We start from the raw sequence: 16,964 nt of genomic DNA, 5'->3' as shown, positions 1-16,964 counted from the left end.
CGCCGCCTCTCCGGGGAGTTAGCGGCGTTTTGTGTCTATTTCGCTTAAGCTGGGAAATGCAGCAAACGCATTAATCCAGGAATGGATCGCGCACCAGAATGGTGTCATCCCGCTCAGGACTTGTGGACAAAAGCGCCACAGGCACACCAATCAGCTCTTCGATACGGCGAATATATTTCACTGCGGTCGCCGGCAAATCCGCCCAACTGCGGGCGCCAAACGTGCTTTCCTGCCAACCTTCCAGCGTCTCGTAAACAGGCTCAACCTCGGCCTGATCTTCCATGCCGTATGGCAGATAATCAATCACTTCGCCCTTATGCTTGTACCCCACGCAGACCTTGAGTTCCTCAAGTCCGTCAAGCACATCCAGTTTGGTGAGAGCGATACCGGTCACACCACCAATGGTCAGGCTCTGACGAACTAGCACGGCATCGAACCAACCGCAGCGGCGGGAACGGCCGGTAACGGTACCGAACTCGTGGCCCTTTTCGCCCAGATATTGACCAATCTCGTCGTTCAGTTCGCTCGGGAACGGGCCCGAGCCAACGCGGGTTGTGTATGCTTTGGTGATACCGAGAACATATCCCAGTGACGACGGCCCCATGCCGGAACCGCCAGCAGCCTGGCCTGCGATGGTATTGGACGACGTCACAAAGGGGTACGTACCGTGGTCAACGTCCAGAAGCGTGCCTTGCGCGCCTTCAAACAGAACCTTCTTGCCTGCCTTGTCGGCATCATCAAGCGTGCGCCATACGTTGGTTACATAGGGCAGAATCTCAGCCGCCATTTCCATCAGCTCGTCAGCGATAGCATTGCCGTCGATCTCGTCATGGCCAAGGCCGCGACGAACAGCGTTATGATGCGTCAGTGCCACTTCAAGACGCGCCTCAACCATCTCGCGGGACTGCAAATCGCAAACGCGGATCGCGCGGCGGCCAACCTTGTCTTCATATGCAGGACCAATGCCGCGACGGGTAGTGCCAATCTTGACACCTTTGGTGGCGTCTTCACGAATGGCATCCAGTTCGCGGTGATAGGGCATGATCATGGTGGCGTTGGCAGCAATCTGCAGCGACTGTGGATTGATATCCACGCCCTGCCCGCGCAGCGTCTCCATCTCCTTGAGGAGCGCCCAAGGATCAACAACAACACCGTTGCCGATAACGCTGGTTTTACCGCCACGCACGATACCGGATGGCAGCAGGGACAGCTTATAGACGTTTCCGTCGATCACGAGCGTATGGCCGGCGTTATGGCCGCCCTGGAAGCGCACTACCACATCAGCGCGTTCAGAAAGCCAATCGACAATCTTGCCCTTGCCTTCATCGCCCCATTGGCTACCGACGACAACAACGTTGCCCATGCGAAATCCCCTTTACTGGTCTCTTAAAAACAGAGCTTTTATACGGGTCGAACCCGTTCATCAAGCAAGATATGGCTGCAACCAAGGCGCTTTGCTTCAGCAAGCGGGTCAGCACCCGCATCAAGGCCCTGCACTGTACGCCAGCCGTCTGCCCGCAACTTATTGCCATCACTGGCTTTTGTACCATGTGGCAGGAAAAGATGATCGGCCTTTTTGGCCGCAGGAAGCGCCTTCATCAGACTATCCAGATAGACGGAAAAACCGGTCGCTTCCTCTTCATGACCGTCAGGATGGGACACCATATAGCGCCCACCGCGGCCCAGTTCACCCTCACCACCCTTGGCGAAAAGCGCGAATCCAATTCCGCTCTTATACTCAAACCCATGGCTTTCGCACGGGTCGATCGTCAGCGACAGGTCAGGCAGGCGGATCTCCACCATTTCGGTCAGGCGGCTGAGACGGGCGACAAGCTTGCCGGCGCCGCCTTTGAGCTCAAGGCCAGACAGCATATCATTGGCCTGCTTTGCCGGCCCAGCGGCCTGCAGCAATTTCTCGAACGCAGACCGGCTCGCGTCAGGCAGGATCGCTAGCCCGCCGATATCCTTGGCCTCAAGGGCCTCCATCACGCTTTCGCGCACATCACCTGAAAGCTTGTGCTGGTCGCACATCATGGCCACCAGCGGAGCGACCGTGAGATCCAGCGACAATTCACCGATTCCCACTGCAGCGAGCGCCTCAACAGCGACTGCAATCACCTCGAGCTCAGCCTCAAGACTTGGGCTGCCGACAAGTTCCACGCCCGCCTGAACAAACTGGCGGGTTGGGCGCAGCTGACTGCCTTTGGTACGCAGGACATTGCCGGTATAAGCAAGCCTGAGCGGGCGCGGTGCGTCCGCAAGGCGCGTGGATGCAAGCCGCGCCATCTGGATGGTCATGTCGGCCCGAACCGCCATCATGCGCTGGGTGTCAGGGTCCATCAGACGGAACATCTGCTTGGCGCGGGTTTTCCCGGCGCCCACAAGCAGACTGTCTTCATATTCTACAAGAGGCGGGGCCACACGGTCGTATCCATGCGACAGGAATGTATCCACCAAACCGCGCACCAGGGCTGCTTCTTGTTCAGCCTTTGGCGCCAGTTGATCACGAAAGCCTTCCGGCAGAAGTGCCTGGCGTGCGTATGCACCACCCGCCATCTGTTTCATTGGACCATTCACTTGTCAATTGACCACTAAACGTGGCCCCTCTCATTCAACTTGGCAAAAGTCCTTCGGCTTCGCCTCAGTGTACTTTTGCCAAAAGGGACATTAAAAAACTGGATCTTGAAGCGGTTCTGCAATCCAGTTTTGCTTTTTTGCCAATGAAATCCACCCATAGGTGGATTTCACCAGATAAAATCTTGAAAACAAAAAGAAGAGCAGCCTCAAGCTTTGTTTTCGCATTTCAAATCTGAATAAAAGTACACCGAGCGGAAGCGAGGGACTTTTATTCAAGCATTAAAACGTCAGACGTTTTGCCTGCCGTACATGCGCGAGAGCCGCCACCTGGTCAAGAACAATATCCTGAACCGGCTGGTCAACCGCCACAAGGCATACTGCCTCTTCGCCCTCGATCTTACGGCCGAGCGCGAAGGTCGCGATGTTCACGCCGTTGTAACCCAGAAGCGAACCAAGTGCACCGATGAAACCAGGTTTGTCATCGTTGATGACATAGAGCATATTCGGCTCAACTTCAGCCTCAAGGCGCACGCCGTTGATTTCCACGATCCGTGGCGCCTGGTTGGCGAACAACGTCCCGGTTACAGTGCGGGTCTGCTTTTCGGTTTCAACTGTCAGCTTGATCAGCGTATGATAGTCGCCCTCACGGTCGTGCTTCACTTCCGTTACCTGGATATTACGCTCTTTCGCAATAACCGGCGCGTTCACCATGTTGACGCTGGACATCAGCGGCGACAACAGGCCTTCAAGCACAACGGCCGTCAGCGGCTTGGTATTCAGTTCAGCCACAGCACCTTCATATTCAACCATGATACGCTTCAGGCCATGCTCCGTCAGCTGGCCGGCAAATCCACCGATTTGCTCGGCAAGCGTCATGTAAGGCTTCAGCTTTGGCGCTTCCTCAGCAGACAGCGACGGCATGTTGAGCGCGTTCGTAACACCACCCGTGAGCAGGTAATCGGCCATTTGTTCAGCAACCTGCAGCGCCACATTCACCTGTGCTTCTGTGGTGGATGCGCCAAGGTGCGGCGTACAGATAACATTGTCATGACCAAAGAGCGGGTTATCGGTCGCAGGCTCAACCTCGAACACGTCCAGGGCTGCGCCAGCAACCTTACCGCTGTTGAGCGCGTCAAGAAGCGCTGCTTCATCGATCAGGCCGCCACGGGCACAGTTCACGATCCGTACGCCGTCTTTCATTTTCTTGAAGGCCTCAACGCCCACAACGCCGCGCGTCTGGTCGGTGAGTGGCGTGTGAAGCGTGATCACGTCAGCCTTGGCGAACACGTCATCGAGCTCAACCTTGGTGATGCCAAGGTCCGCCGCGCGCTCGGGCGCAAGGAAAGGATCATAGGCAACGACTTTCATCTTGAGGCCCAGCGCACGCTCTGCCACCACGGAACCGATGTTGCCGCAACCGATCAGGCCCAGTGTTTTGCCGGTGATTTCCATGCCCATGAATTTGGACTTTTCCCATTTGCCAGCATGCGTGGACGCATTGGCCTGCGGGATCTGGCGCACAAGCGCCATCATCATGGCGATGGCATGCTCAGCTGTGGTGATGGAGTTACCGAAAGGCGTATTCATAACCACCACACCAGCGTTGGTAGCGGCTGGCACATCCACGTTATCCACGCCGATACCTGCGCGACCAACAACCTTCAGGTTCTTGGCAGCCTCGAGAACCTTCGGCGTTACTTTTGTGGAAGACCGGATAGCCAGGCCATCATAGTCGCCAATAATTTTCAGAAGCTCGTCCTTGTCCAGGCCGGGCTTATAGTCAACTTCCACACCGCGATCTTTGAACGTCTTCTCGGCAAGTGGGCTCATTTTATCGGAAATCAGCACCTTAGGCATGATCGTTCCTTCTCTATCAAATCTGTTTTTTTGAAATGGCGGGGCCACACAGCGATGGCCGGGCCCCTGCCGATACAATCTGTTTTAGGAATGCGCCGCTTTAGCTTCAGCATAGGCCCAATCAAGCCACGGCGTCAGTGCAGCAAGGTCTGCGGCTTCCACAGTCGCACCGGTCCAGATGCGAAGACCCGGAGGGGCATCGCGGTAGGCACCGATATCATAGGCCACGCCTTCAGCATCCAGGATGGAGGCCAGCTTCTTCGGCACAGCCGCCTGTGCTTCTGCGTCAAGGGAGGCGAACCAAGGGTCCACAACCTTCAGGCACACGCTGGTGTTGGACCGTGTGGCCTTGTCTGCCGCCAGGAAATCAACCCAGTCGGTTTTTGCGACCCAGTCTTCAAGAACCTTCAGGTTGGCTTCAGACTTGGCGATCAGACCCTTGAGGCCACCAAGGTCTGCAGCCCACTCAAGCGCGTCGATATAGTCTTCAACGCAAATCATGGACGGGGTATTGATGGTTTCGCCCACAAAGATGCCCTCGATAAGCTTGCCACCTTTCGTGAGGCGGAATATCTTCGGTAGCGGCCAGGATGGCGTGTAGCTTTCAAGACGCTCAACGGCGCGGGGGCTGAGGATGATCACACCGTGCGCAGCTTCGCCGCCCAGCACCTTCTGCCAGCTGTAGGTCACAACATCGAGTTTTTCAAACGGCAGGTCCATCGCGAAAGCGGCCGAAGTGGCGTCGCAGATGGTCAGGCCTTTGCGGTCAGCGTCGATCCAGTCACCGTTCGGCACTTTCACACCACTGGTGGTACCGTTCCAGGTAAACACGACATCATTGTCGAAATCGACCGCGTCCAGATCCGGCAAGTTGCCGTAATCCGCATCAAACAGGCGTACTTTTTCAAGTTTCAGCTGTTTGGCAACATCTGTTACCCAGCCAGAGCCAAAGCTTTCCCAGGCAAGCATATCAACGCCGCGCGCACCCAGAAGCGACCAGAGCGCCATTTCAACGGCGCCGGTGTCGGAACCGGGCACAATACCAATGCGGTAGTCCGCAGGCACACCTAGAACTTCACGAGTTTTATCGATGGCGTATTTCAGCTTAGCCTTGCCAGGCTTAGACCGGTGAGACCGCCCCGTAAGGGCGTCATTAAGCGCGTCCACGCTCCAACCTGGACGCTTTGCACATGGGCCAGAGCTGAACTCGGGCCGTGCGGGTGCCGTGATAGGCTTTGTCATATCGCTATCCTTCCAGATAGTTGCGCCTCGTTGGGGAGGCGTGTCCCAAAGGTTATGCCGACCTTACAGACGACCGGTTCCCAGTTGGGGGAACTACCAAGGCCGGAAACTAGCGATATGGGCGCCGAAGTCAACGAAAGATTTGTGTCGACATGCAGAAGTTTTTGTAACGATATTTCACGCGCGAAAAATCATCAGGATTCCGAAGGGTTAGCGCTCCGTTCGCGTATCTATACAAAACACCGGCCCTGCCCGGTCACGACAATGCGGAGGAAAATATGCGCGTGCGAGTCTTTCATTACATCCTCTTCGGTGCTGCCTTCAGCCTAACTGCATGTACGGGCGGGCCAGAACGCGGCGGAAGAAATCATTTGGATGGTCCTCCACAGATGGACATGAACCCTGAAGCACATGCTGAACGTGTGGAACAGGTTTACCGCCTGTATGTTGAGCGCTGGGACTATAACGGCGACGGTGAAGCCACCTGCGATGATATCAATGTCCAGCGCAGCCGTCTGTTCCGAATGCTGGATCAAAACAAGGATGGCAAGTTGGTCTCGGGCGAATATCGCCACGCCAAGTTTGAAGACAAAAGCTTCATGTTCTTTGATTTCCTACGCGTCGACACCAACGGAACCGGTGCAGTGGAACTGGAGGAAATGGAGGCCGTACCGCACAGCCAATTTCTGAACGCGGATGGTGACGGCAATTGCACCATCAGCCCCCATGAAGCCATGGCCATGGTTCGCCACACACAAATGAGCGGAGGCAAAGACCACGGCCCGGGTAGCAAAAGCGGCCGGGGTGGCCGCGCACCCCGAGGCGGCAGCCCGATGGTAACGGGCGATTAGCGGCTTGCCGTGGTTTCGACTTCATCAAATGCTGTGACCCAGAAATGGGACGACAGGCGGTCGATCGACCGTGTCTGGGCGTTCATGACAATCGCAAAGCCTATGTCCAGGTCCTTGGAATAGGACACGAAGCTTCTGAAGCCGCGCACGCCGCCTGAGTGCAGTACCACGTCCTGGCCGTCGACCGCATAGATGCGCCAACCGAAGCCATAGTGGGCGTCCGTCAGCTTGCCGCGCCACCCCCGGCGCCTGAGTTCGCGCGATGTATCCACGCGTTTCTCCGTCACCATCTTCAGGACGGGAGACGGCAACACGGCGTCATTATAGCCCATCTGAGCCACTACCCATTTGGCAAGGTCTTCAATGCTGGCATTGACACCGGCGGCGGGCATGACACGGTAATAATTACGGTCCACCATCACCCTGATCCAGCCGTCGCGGCGAGTAAAAATATGCGGTTCCGCCCGGTTGGCCGTTGAAAGATAGGCTTCCAGTCCCAGGGAGGCATGGTTCATTCCAAGAGGCTTAAGCAGCCGACTTTCCACAAGTGATGGATAGCTTTTTCCTGTCGTATTTTCGATCGCTGGCTCAATCAGGCTGAAAAGAATGTTCTGGTAGCCATAGCATTCACCTGGCTGGCACATGGGCTCAATCCGGTCGAACCGCGGCACGATCTTCTCAAGAGTCCATCCGTCCTCAAGCATATTGTCGTATGCGTTTGGCGTGATGCCCGCGCTGTGGCTCAGCAGATGCTTCAGCTTCACTTTGCCCGCGAATCCGTTTGTCTTGAACTTGAGCTCGGGTACGAATTTCGTCACCGGCGCTTCAAGGTCCAACGTGCCTTCACGCGCCAGAATGGCCGCCAGGTCCGCGGCAAACGTCTTTGAAACGGACGCAAGCCGAAAAACCGTCTGGCTGGTCACCGGCAGGTCGGCGTCAACGGCGCGGGTGCCGTATACCTTCACCGCGACAACGCGACCGCCCTTGATAATGGCGTAAGCTGCACCCGGCACTTTGTTGGTTTCCACCTCGCGCAGGAACTCTTTCTCAAAATCAGGTATCAGCCCGGCCGCTTGCGCTCCCGCCATACCCCCAAAGAGTGTTACCCCCAAAATACCACTGAGCTTTACTGCCTTCAGACGTTTCACACCAAGTCCCTGTTTAAAGTTCATCCTGCAAAAAGCGCGTGATCACCCGCGCCGCCAGTTCCGGCTTTTCCGCATGCAACCAGTGGCCCGTGCCCTCCACGGTGCGCACAGTGGCCTTCGGAAACAGGCGCAAAATAGTATCCCTGTGCTCTGCAGTAACATAATCCGATTCCCCGCCGCGCAGAAACAACACCGGCGTATCAACCGGGTCACCATCGACGCCCGCAACTATGGAGTCATAATCATCCCGGATCGCGTCAAAATTCAGGCGCCAGCGCCAAATTCCGTCACTCGCCCTTCGCCAATTTGTCAGAAGAAAACTGAGGACATCTGCTTCCCGGACATATGGCGCCAGAATGGTCTCTGCGCCAGCCCTGTCCTGCGGTGCAGCTTTAGCAACTTTCGCCATGCCCTTGAGAATAGCATCGTGGTGACGGCTGTATGCCACCGGGGAGATGTCCCCCACGACCATGCGGTCAATGCGCTCTGGCGCCAGAAGCGCCATCTGCATCGCAACTTTGCCGCCCATCGAATGGCCGAATACATGGGCCTTGTCGATTCCCTCGCGGTCCATCACATCGAAGATGTCTTCAGCCATTTCACCATAGCTGTTTGTCGGGGCATGGGGGCTGCGGCCATGGTTACGGTGATCCACCATCACCATGCGGAAGTCATTTTCCATCGCACGCGCCAGCCCGCCCAAATTGTCTGCCGATCCGAAAAGGCCGTGCAGCATCACAAGCGGCGGGCCGTCACCGCGAGTCCGGTAAAACAGATCCATTAGTCGATATCCAGGTGTACGCGGGCGTGGCCAAGCGGGCCATGGCCAGCGCCAAACCCAGGAGCTGCCTTGATGGCAAGATGGACAAAAGTGTGAGCTTTTTCAAACGCAGCTTCCAATGACAGGCCCGCCGAGAGCAAGGCTGCCATGGCACTCGCAAGCGTGCAGCCTGTGCCGTGCGTACTCTTGGTATCAATGCGGTCGCTTGTGATCCGGCATTCGCCTTTGGCACTAACGAGAACATCAGTGGAGGTCGGGCCTTCCAGATGCCCGCCTTTGATCAACACAGCTTCCGCGCCGGTTTCCAGAATATCGTTCGCGGCTGCTATCATGTCATCCACGCTATTGATCAGGCGGCCGGTCAGCACTTCGGCTTCATTGGCATTCGGCGTCACGAGGCTGGCATGGCTGATCAGTGTCTTAAGGGCTGTAACCGCATTTTTCTGCAACAGCATGCTGCCGGAAGTCGCCACCATCACAGGGTCGACCACCAGATCTCCATCGAAAGCCACATCGTCGATAACGGCCAAAACGGTTTCGATCACAGCTTCATCATGCAGCATGCCGGTTTTGATCACATCAGCACCAATGTCGGAAAGAACCGCCCGCATTTGAGATGCGACAATCCCGGGCGCCATAGCCTCTACACCTGTCACGCCCTTGGTGTTCTGGGTTGTGACCGCTGTAACCGCCGTGGCCGCATATTGGCCCAGCATGGTAACTGTCTTGATGTCGGCCTGCAGGCCCGCGCCGCCAGAACTGTCAGAGCCTGCGACGATCAACACTCTTCCCATCTGCTTCGGTTTCTGTTCCATGCTTTCTGGCCTTCCCATTATGCGCTTGCTTCAATCTCGGCACAAATCTGGTCCACGACCCGGTTCACCATGGCCTCATCATCGCCTTCCGCCATGACCCGGATCACAGGTTCGGTGCCCGACTTGCGAATGACAAGACGACCTGAGCCGTTCAGTTCCTGTTCCGCCGAAGCAATCGAGGCTTTGACCCCGTCTGTTGCCAGCGGATCACCACCCTTGAAGCGTACATTCTTCAATAATTGTGGCACCGGCTCGAACTGGCGGCAGACTTCAGACGCTTTCTGACCTGACTGCTTGATTTCCGTCATCACTTGAAGGGCGGCGATCAAGCCATCGCCCGTGGTTGCGAAATCGCTCAACACGATGTGGCCAGACTGCTCACCGCCCACATTGAAGCCGTTCTTTCGCATGCGTTCCACTACATAGCGGTCGCCTACTTTGGTTCGTTCCAGCTTGAGGCCGTCAGCCTCAAGAAGGCGCTCCAGACCAAGGTTGGACATTACGGTGCTAACAAGCCCCCCGCCCTTCAGTACACCGCGCTTGTGCCAATTGCGGGTGATAAGAGCCATAATCTGATCACCGTCAACGATGGTGCCGTTTTCATCACAAAGGATAAGGCGGTCGGCATCACCATCAAGTGCGATACCAAGGTCAGCGCCCTCAGTCACCACACGTTTGCACATGGCCTCCGGGTGGGTGGACCCACAATCCTTGTTAATGTTGAAACCATTCGGCGCGACACCGATGGATACAACATCCGCGCCCAGCTCCCACAAAACCATAGGCGCCACCTTGTAGGCTGCGCCGTGCGCACAATCGACAACCACCTTCAGGCCATCGAAGGTCACACCATGCGGGACGGTGGCCTTCGCCGATTCCACATATCGCCCGCGCGCATCTTCAAAGTGTAACGCCTTGCCGAGCTTTTCAGACGGAACAAGAGCTTCATGAAAACCGTTGTCGATCTTTGCCTCAATGGCCAGTTCGGTTTCGTCCGAAAGCTTATAGCCATCGGGGCCGAAAAACTTGAGACCATTGTCATGATGCGGGTTGTGGCTTGCGGATATCATCACCCCCAAGTCAGCACGGAACGATTTTACCAGCATTGCAATGGCCGGTGTAGGCATCGGCCCTACGGTAATCACATCCATCCCTGCAGCAATAAAGCCCGCCACCATAGCCGGCTCATACATATAGCCGGAACGGCGGGTATCCTTACCGATCACCACCCGGTGGACATGGTCGCCACGGCGGAAAACCCGGCCGGCAGCCAGGCCCACCTTCATCGCGACATCTGGGGTCATGAAGCCCTGATTGACCTCACCCCGCATGCCATCCGTGCCAAAATATTTCCGGCTCATACCCAAGTCCCTGATCGTCAAATGAATGGAAATCTAAAATTGGGGGCAATTGTAACCAGTTCGGCCTCAAGCGTCCACATGGAAGGCATGTTCAACCAACCTTAAGCCCCCGTCCCCATCATGGCGGCGTCATGCATGGCCTGCGCTAGCCTGACAGCCTGGACGGTTTCCGCCACATCATGGACACGGACGATCTGCATGCCTTGCTCCACCCCTTTAAGCGCAGCAGTAAGGGAACCAGGCATACGCTTGTCCGCTTCCTCTTCGCCTGTGATAGCACCAATGAAGCGCTTTCTTGACGCCCCAAGCAGGACCGGGCAACCAAGGTTATGGAAGAATGCCAAACCATTCATCAGCGCCAGATTATCTTGCACAACGCGCTTACCGAACCCGATACCTGGGTCAACAATCAAGCGGTTGCGGTCAATACCGGCGGCGACGCAAGCCTCAATACGGGTTTCCAGGTAATCGTACACATCCAGAAGTACATCGTCATAGTCCGGCGCGTCCTGCATGGTCTTGGGCGTGCCCTGAGAGTGCATCAGGATGATCGGCGCGTCTGTCGCGACGGCCGCCTTCATGCTGTCCCGGTCATATGTAAGGGCAGATACGTCATTGATAATATGGGCGCCCGCTTCCACCGCTTTTGTCATCACCGTTGAATGTCGGGTGTCGACGGAAAGCGGAATGCCGTCGGCGGCGAGCGCTTCGATTACCGGCACAACACGCTCTGCTTCCTCGCCCTCCCATACGGGCGTTGCACCGGGGCGCGTGCTTTCACCGCCGATGTCGATGATGTCCACACCTTCGGCCCGCATCTGGCGTCCGCGCCTGATTGCCGCATCCGTATCCAGGAATTTGCCGCCATCAGAGAAACTGTCCGGCGTGACATTCAATACGCCCATCACCAAAGGGCGACTGAAGCCAAGCGGCGCATCCCTGCCAGGCAGCGCCATCGGCGGGCGTGGGGCCGCAAGTCGGTCAAGCTGAGCCTCCGCCTGTACGCGCACGGTCAATGGCAGCGGCGCCAGGGCTGCTGTCAGACTGTCTGCCGAAACGGAATGATCCAGCTGTACATCTGCACCTTCGCGAACAATCAAACGGAACGCGGAAAACGCAAGCCCCGGAATACCGGAAGCAAAGCCTTGAAGTGTCCCCCAAACGGCACCGACGGGCACGAGATATGCTCTCGCCCCGTCGGTCAATTTTTCCAGATCATCTACCGTCACCGGCCGTTAGCCTTCAGGCTGTGGTTCGCCATGGTCGATACCGGCGCTTGGCACAGCCGTTGGTGCAGCAGGCGGCACGTCTGACTTGCCGCTTGGTTTCTTCGGCTCGGTCCGGATTTTCTCGCCATTGATCAGCTTCTTGATCTCGTCGCCGGAAAGCGTCTCATATTCAAGAAGTGCATTGGCAATGATATCCAGATGATCACGGTGGTCCGTCAGAATCTGCTTCGCCCGGTTATTCGCTTCCTCAACAAAGCGTTTGATTTCTTCATCAATCAGCTTTGCGGTTGCCTCGGATACATTTTGCTGCTGTGCCACAGAGTGCCCCAGGAAGACTTCCTGTTCGTTCGCAGCATACTGAAGCGGGCCAAGCTTGTCGGACATACCCCACTGGGTAACCATCGCGCGAGCCAGTTTGGTTGCATACTGGATGTCACTTGAAGCCCCACTCGTTACCTTATCGTGGCCAAAAACAAGTTCCTCGGCCACACGCCCTCCCATGGCAATCGCCAGGTTGTCATGCATTTTTTCACGACTTTGGGAATATTCGTCCCGTTCAGGCAGGCGCATCACCATGCCCAGCGCACGGCCACGCGGGATAATAGTAGCCTTATGGATCGGGTCAGACGCCTTGCAGTGAAGTGTGACCAGAGCATGCCCGCCCTCGTGGAATGCAGTCAGCTTCTTCTCGTCCTCGGTCATGACCATTGACCGACGCTCGGTCCCCATCATCACCTTGTCCTTGGCGTCCTCAAATTCGGCCATCGCAACAATCTTCTTGCCGCGCCGCGCCGCAAGAAGCGCTGCTTCGTTCACAAGGTTCATCAGGTCAGCACCGGAGAAGCCCGGCGTACCACGTGCGATCACATTGATATCCACATCCGGCGCCAACGGCACTTTCTTGATGTGAACGCCCAGGATTTTCTCGCGGCCATCGATATCCGGGTTCGGCACAACCACCTGACGGTCAAAACGGCCCGGACGCAGAAGCGCTGGGTCAAGGACGTCTGGGCGGTTCGTTGCCGCCAGAATGATAATACCTTCGTTGGCCTCGAAGCCGTCCATCTCAACCAGAAGCTGGTTCAGCGTCTGCTCACGTTCGTCGTTACCGCCGCCAAGGCCTGCACCCCGATGACGGCCAACTGCGTCGATCTCATCGATAAAGATGATACAAGGCGCGTTTTTCTTGGCCTGTTCGAACATATCACGTACGCGGCTTGCGCCAACGCCCACAAACATCTCCACGAAATCGGAACCGGAAATGGTGAAGAAAGGCACATTGGCTTCGCCCGCAATGGCGCGCGCCAGAAGTGTTTTACCAGTACCCGGAGGGCCAACAAGAAGCGCACCCTTGGGGATTTTGCCGCCCAGACGCTGGAATTTCTGCGGGTCCTTAAGGAAGTCCACGATTTCTTCCAGCTCTTCTTTGGCTTCTTCGATGCCAGCGACGTCTTCAAACGTCACGCGGCCCTGTTTTTCAGTCAGAAGGCGCGCGCGGCTCTTGCCGAAGCCCATGGCCCCGCCGCCGCCGGACCGGCCCTGCATCTGGCGCATGAAAAAAATCCAGACCCCGATCAACAGAATGAAGGGCAACCAGCCGATCATCGCCTGCATCAGGCCGTTTTCTTCACGCTTGATTTCTCGGTAGGTCACGCCGTTTTCGACAGCCAGCTGGGACAAGCTGTCACCAATCATGAATGGCGCGATTACAGTGAAGGTCTCACCAGAGCCCTTGTAAGTCCCCGTGATATCCTGTTCCTGCTTTTCAATACGCTCGATACTGCCTTGTTCCATTTCCTGAACAAATTGGCTGTAGGGAATTTCCCGTGGCTTCGGCGCACCACTTTGGAACAGATTGTAAAGCGTCACCAGCAACAGGATGATCAGTCCCCAGACCAGTGCGTTTCTCATAAAACCATTCACTATAACTGCCTTTCATGTGTCGCCCCATTTGCGGCGACTGCGTCAGATGCATTTATCCTGCATTCTTCCTTTAAAAATGCTTATCCAAGAGATAAGCGTGACCCGCCCCCATGCAAGAGGAGAATGGCCAATAAAGCTACTTTTTCGGCCAATCGTGGGATTTAAGCGACAAGCTTACATCATTTCCACGACCTTGAGCGACTTCCAGATGCGGAATTGCCACAATCTGCTGACCATCAAAGATGGTCGGCAATACGACTTTGGCCGCATGCGGCAGGCTTGATTGCCGGATTTCCGGCCAAACCTTCAGCGCACTATTCCACCCTTCTTGCCCCAGCGGGCCAATTTCCAGCCCTGCAATATCACCCTTGGCTGAAATCTCAAAACGGTTATCCCAAACGGTGTGGTTCACCAAAGGCATCCGCCCTTGTGCTGCGCGTAGTTCCCGTGTCACCAGCACCCGTCCCTCCGGCACAGGAATAAACTGGACCCCATAAAGCGTTAGCCCGGAGAACCCGCTTTCGCGCATGGCTAAAACCGCGCGCTCCAGCTTCTCCATTCGGGGTACATAGCGTTCGCCACTTGCCCACCGGCACATGCTGGCTGTCGCCCGCAAGGCGATCTCCTGCGGCACCGAATCGAAATTGGCCGGGTCAAACACCAGGGTCCCGTCATCTCTGGTTTCTACGTTCTCAGCCAGCCATTGGTTTTCATAATATTCAAGGGCATCGCGGGTACGCCGAAGCCGCGCAGCAGTTGCTGCCAGACGGTCTGCACGCAAACCTTCAAGCGGCGGATTTTCAAGGAAAGCCCGCACCTTTACGCGGTCAAACTGTTCAGCCTTGTTGCTTGGGTCCTCCAACCAGTTTAGCTCTCGCGCCCGAAGTGTCGCCACAAGCCGGGCTTTGGGCACGTCCAGAAGCGGCCTCACCAGCGTCACCTGCCCACCTGAACCCGGAACCCGGGACGTTGGCGCCATCGCAGCAAGGCCGTATACCCCGCTACCGCGCGCCAGCCGCAACAGCAGGGTTTCCGCCTGATCGTCCTGATGGTGGGCGGTCAGCAAATATTCGATACCATTGGCCCTGCACCAGTCGTTCATCAAGCGGTAGCGGGCGATCCGCGCTTCCGATTGCACGTTCGAGCTGGGCTTTTCTCCCTGCCAGGTCAGTTTGTGAAAGTCGATACCCTGGTCAGCCATCAGGGCGCCCAGCGCTCCCGCTTCAGCAGACGCTTCAGGCCTGAGGCCATGATCAACAGTCAAGCAAACCACATTGGCAATTTCAGACGCCAGCAGAACAAGGCAGAGACTATCCGGCCCGCCAGAAGCCGCAATAGCAAGAGGGGCGCCCTCCGGCACCCCGCAGGCGTCTAGCGCCCTTTTCACTTCTGTTGCTGTCAGCTCGTTTGCCAAAAAGCCAGCCCCGGTTTGCTAAATTAATTGGTGCAGCCAGCCTCTTTGGCTGTCCGCTCTGCTCGGGCCTTGAGCCGGTCTGAAGCATCGTCAGCGCTGCGGCGGAATTCGGCCAGTGCGTTGCAGGCATCGGGCTTACTGCCAAGGCCGATCAATACGTCTGAAAGATCCAGCAGAGCATCCGCCCGCTTTGCGTGATTGGGGTGCTCCTCAATCAGCGCCAACAGCTGCTGCGCGGCCTGAGGCAAACGGCCCTTCAGGAGGTGAATACGCCCCAGCCAGAATTTGGCGTTGCCTGCCAGTGCGTCGTCAGGGTGGGCCTTGAGGAACATGTCCATGGCTGTAAAACCACTATCAAGGTCGTTTTTCTGGATAAACCCGAAAGCATACTGATACTGGCCCGATGGCTCACCCTCCGGCAACGCGATCTCTGGTTCCGTCGGCACTTCGACCGCGGGGGTGGCCGCAGGCGCGGTATCGACAGGCTGGGATGACGCCGAATCTTGCCGGGCCACTTCCTGGTTTGCGCGGTAGTCTGCCGCCTCCTGCTGCTGGAGCTGAAGCTCCTTGCGCAACAGACCCATCGCTTCATCAAGCTTCCGCTGCTGGTGTTCAATTTCTTCCATGCGGCCCGTCATGGTTCGCATCTGGCGTTCCACCGTACCGATCTTGGCTGCGAGATCAGCAAGAAGCGCCCTGTCATCCAAACTGCCCTGTGCCCCTGCTGCCGGGCGGGCCACAGCACCGCCACGCAATCGGTTTTCAAGCGCGATCATTTCGCGCTCCAGCCGCTCTACCTTCAGCGCCAGTTCTGCCCGGCTTTGCGCCTGCACCTGAATGGTTGCTGACAAAATGAGAATACAGATGGCAACAGCACGCCAGATCATGTCCTGGTTCTCCTTTACTTCCGGGCCAACGACCACTCATTGCCCCGGGAAACAGACTTACGAATTAATTGCGGCCCGATAATGGCTGCCGCGCAACCATGAACAATGGGCACCTGATAAAAAACGGCCCCGCACCGGAAATCCGGGCACGGGGCCACTTGTCCTTAGTGCGCCTATGGCTTACTGGACGCGGAGCACACCGCGACGGTTCTGGCTCCAGGTGCTTTCACCATTACCAACAACAGCAGGGCGTTCCTTGCCGTAACTGATGGTATTCATGCGGGAAGCTGGAACGCCAAGGGCGATCAGATAATTCTTAACGGCGGTCGCGCGACGCTCGCCCAGCGCGAGGTTATATTCGCGGGTACCGCGCTCGTCACAGTGACCTTCGACCGACACACGAACACGTGGATGACGGATCAGCCAGGAAGCTTGCTTCGAAAGTGTCGCACGTGCTTCAGCTGTAATTTCAGAGCTATCATACTCGAAGAAAACACGATCACCTGCATAAGCGGTCAGCCCTTCTTGGCCAGGAACCTCAATCGGATCCAACGTGTCCTGCTTTACTTCACCCATATCAGGCTGCGTTGGAGCACCGGTATCAGTTTGCGACTGCTCGGTCGACATATCCGTAGAGGATGTATCCGTCTCAGGCTCAGGTGTGGATGAACAGGCTGCCAGAATCAGTGCAGCCGCGGAAATGATGGCGATATTCTTGCCCAGGCGCTCGGACGTCATTATTGCTCCCTCCAACGGAGCGGGGATTTCCCGCGTTTTATACGTGTACTATCGCTCCCCCGCCTCCCCCTAAATCAGAAAGCTGGTGAGCAACACCTCAAGTTCGTGGCAACTATAGAACGCGAATCTGTCGCAATCAAG

General features: G+C 56.7%; 14 protein-coding genes. 1 reads left to right on the top strand and 13 read right to left on the bottom strand.

Annotation, left to right across the window (positions count from 1 at the left end; genetic code table 11):
• Positions 1-70: 70 nt before the first annotated feature.
• From KORM41_RS19035 to KORM41_RS19020, 4 genes are all read right to left on the bottom strand, one after another.
• A complete protein-coding gene (locus KORM41_RS19035; protein ID WP_068152139.1) occupies positions 71-1,363 on the bottom strand; it encodes an adenylosuccinate synthase in 1,293 nt (430 codons plus the stop codon).
• A gap of 38 nt (positions 1,364-1,401) precedes the next feature.
• Positions 1,402-2,565 carry an ATP phosphoribosyltransferase regulatory subunit gene (locus KORM41_RS19030; protein WP_068152133.1) on the bottom strand — a complete coding sequence of 388 codons (1,164 nt, stop codon included), beginning with the start codon at positions 2,563-2,565 and terminating at the stop codon, positions 1,402-1,404.
• Positions 2,566-2,856: 291 nt separating this feature from the next.
• Positions 2,857-4,434, bottom strand: a complete 1,578-nt coding sequence (gene serA, locus KORM41_RS19025) for a phosphoglycerate dehydrogenase (protein ID WP_068152130.1) — start codon at positions 4,432-4,434, stop codon at positions 2,857-2,859.
• Positions 4,435-4,518: 84 nt separating this feature from the next.
• Complete coding sequence (locus KORM41_RS19020) at positions 4,519-5,676, bottom strand: phosphoserine transaminase (RefSeq protein ID WP_068152128.1); 1,158 nt, start codon at positions 5,674-5,676, stop codon at positions 4,519-4,521.
• 371 nt (positions 5,677-6,047) lie between these two features.
• On the opposite strand from KORM41_RS19020, the gene KORM41_RS19015 reads away from it, so the two are divergent.
• Positions 6,048-6,527: an EF-hand domain-containing protein gene (locus KORM41_RS19015; protein ID WP_231727340.1), complete on the top strand. Its 480-nt coding sequence runs from the start codon at positions 6,048-6,050 to the stop codon at positions 6,525-6,527.
• On the opposite strand, the gene KORM41_RS19010 is transcribed toward KORM41_RS19015, so the two are convergent.
• The 9 genes from KORM41_RS19010 to pal form a co-directional block, all read right to left on the bottom strand.
• On the bottom strand, positions 6,524-7,675 hold the full coding sequence (locus tag KORM41_RS19010) for a serine hydrolase domain-containing protein (RefSeq protein WP_197421292.1): 1,152 nt from the start codon (positions 7,673-7,675) through the stop codon (positions 6,524-6,526). The genes KORM41_RS19015 and KORM41_RS19010 overlap by 4 nt on opposite strands.
• Positions 7,676-7,688: 13 nt before the next feature.
• A complete protein-coding gene (locus tag KORM41_RS19005) occupies positions 7,689-8,456 on the bottom strand; it encodes an alpha/beta fold hydrolase (protein ID WP_068152125.1) in 768 nt (255 codons plus the stop codon).
• The gene (thiD, locus tag KORM41_RS19000; RefSeq protein ID WP_068152565.1) at positions 8,456-9,271 is read right to left on the bottom strand and encodes a bifunctional hydroxymethylpyrimidine kinase/phosphomethylpyrimidine kinase; all 816 of its coding nucleotides are present in this window, start codon (positions 9,269-9,271) and stop codon (positions 8,456-8,458) included. The genes KORM41_RS19005 and thiD overlap by 1 nt, the downstream gene beginning before the upstream one ends.
• 17 nt (positions 9,272-9,288) lie before the next feature.
• Complete coding sequence (gene glmM / locus KORM41_RS18995; RefSeq protein ID WP_068152123.1) at positions 9,289-10,632, bottom strand: phosphoglucosamine mutase; 1,344 nt, start codon at positions 10,630-10,632, stop codon at positions 9,289-9,291.
• 101 nt (positions 10,633-10,733) lie between these two features.
• On the bottom strand, positions 10,734-11,861 hold the full coding sequence (gene folP, locus KORM41_RS18990; RefSeq protein WP_231727339.1) for a dihydropteroate synthase: 1,128 nt from the start codon (positions 11,859-11,861) through the stop codon (positions 10,734-10,736).
• A 6-nt stretch (positions 11,862-11,867) separates the two neighbouring features.
• Complete coding sequence (gene ftsH, locus KORM41_RS18985) at positions 11,868-13,772, bottom strand: ATP-dependent zinc metalloprotease FtsH (RefSeq protein ID WP_197421290.1); 1,905 nt, start codon at positions 13,770-13,772, stop codon at positions 11,868-11,870.
• A 148-nt stretch (positions 13,773-13,920) separates the two neighbouring features.
• Positions 13,921-15,198 (bottom strand): tRNA lysidine(34) synthetase TilS, encoded by a 1,278-nt coding sequence (gene tilS / locus KORM41_RS18980; RefSeq protein ID WP_068152120.1) that lies wholly within the window; start codon positions 15,196-15,198, stop codon positions 13,921-13,923.
• A 23-nt stretch (positions 15,199-15,221) separates the two neighbouring features.
• Positions 15,222-16,085 carry a tetratricopeptide repeat protein gene (locus KORM41_RS18975; RefSeq protein WP_068152119.1) on the bottom strand — a complete coding sequence of 288 codons (864 nt, stop codon included), beginning with the start codon at positions 16,083-16,085 and terminating at the stop codon, positions 15,222-15,224.
• A 180-nt stretch (positions 16,086-16,265) separates the two neighbouring features.
• Complete coding sequence (gene pal / locus KORM41_RS18970) at positions 16,266-16,823, bottom strand: peptidoglycan-associated lipoprotein Pal (RefSeq protein ID WP_068152118.1); 558 nt, start codon at positions 16,821-16,823, stop codon at positions 16,266-16,268.
• Positions 16,824-16,964: the final 141 nt, after the last annotated feature.

Source organism: Kordiimonas lipolytica, from assembly GCF_001550065.1.
Note: the sequence above shows the minus strand (reverse complement) of the source record. Positions and strands in the feature narration are given on the sequence as shown.